The organism is Emticicia sp. 17c, assembly GCF_037153985.1.
GTDB lineage: Bacteria > Bacteroidota > Bacteroidia > Cytophagales > Spirosomataceae > Emticicia.
Genome location: NZ_JBBAYI010000054.1, coordinates 1 through 1,063 on the forward strand (window position 1 = coordinate 1; position 1,063 = coordinate 1,063).

At 40.9% G+C, this 1,063-nt stretch carries 3 protein-coding genes; all 3 read left to right on the forward strand.

Annotated elements, in window-relative coordinates:
* On the forward strand, window positions 1-374 hold a 374-nt coding region (locus tag WAA15_RS24425), incomplete at its 5' end, for a hypothetical protein (RefSeq protein ID WP_337045469.1).
* Window positions 375-380: 6 nt separating this feature from the next.
* Entirely contained in the window at window positions 381-716 is a 336-nt protein-coding gene (locus tag WAA15_RS24430) for a hypothetical protein (RefSeq protein ID WP_337045470.1), read from the forward strand.
* A complete protein-coding gene (locus tag WAA15_RS24435; RefSeq protein ID WP_337045471.1) occupies window positions 661-1,026 on the forward strand; it encodes a hypothetical protein in 366 nt (121 codons plus the stop codon). Before WAA15_RS24430 ends, WAA15_RS24435 begins: the two co-directional genes overlap by 56 nt.
* Window positions 1,027-1,063: the final 37 nt, after the last annotated feature.

Here is a 1,063-nt window from a genome sequence, read left to right on the forward strand (position 1 = left end):
CGTGGTGTGGGTATTTTGTCAGCTTCGTTTACAAAACCTGTCAGGTGGCACATTCGGTGCGTTTTTCACCCCGTGCAAGGGATTGGTTCGACGACCCTAAGCGGATTGTTTGGCGTAAAAACTTTCAATATGGAGTAATCAAACCCAAACCACAGAAAGGTGATTTAATCGGCTACAAATTCACGGCCGGAAACATCGGGCATATTGAAATTCTGTACGAATGGGGAGAAGATTATTTTATCAGCATTGGCGGCAACACATCGGCCAGCGGTAGCGTGCTACGTGATGCCAACACAGGAGCCGACGGCGTACGCCTAAAGAAGCGGAAAACATCAACCGCGTATGTAATTGCCAACCATATAGACACCCTTTAAAATCAGATGGAAGATGTTACGCAATACATTAAAAAATATTGGTTTGGCTTTGCTTTTATGTTACTTGGGTTTACCCTCATTATATTGGCCAGTACAGTATTTTCAAATAATACTGAAACACAACCTTTGCCAACTACGGAACAAAGCAATATTTCGGCAGAAATACACGAACTACACAAGCAAATTGAAGCCTTGCAAGAACAAAACGTTCAATTGGTCGAAAGGCTTCAAAAGATTGATTCTTTGCGGCTGGAAAATGCCCGTAATACTCTTAATCAGTCAGTTCGTGAGCATTACGGCGAAATCACAAAGCGATACGCTAACGACCCAAGAATTAAGTAAATATTACAGCCTGATAGGTTTGATAAATACCGACCTGAAAGATTATGATTTAGTAAAGGAAAAATCAGCCATTCAGGAGAAGCAAATTAAGGGCTTGGAAGCCATCAGCCGCAAGCAACAGGAAATCAGCATACGAAAGGAGTATAAACTTGAATTATATGCAAATTCAAACCTTCAGCTACAAGCGCAAAATGTGGCATTGCAAAGTGAACTGAGAAAGGCTAAAAGGCAAAGAGGCTGGGCAAAACTCGAAAACTGGCTTTGGCGTGGTGGGGTGGTACTAATTACTATAAAGATACTTTTTAAATAAATACTTTTCAATACTTCTGTTTTTCATGTTTCGCAAA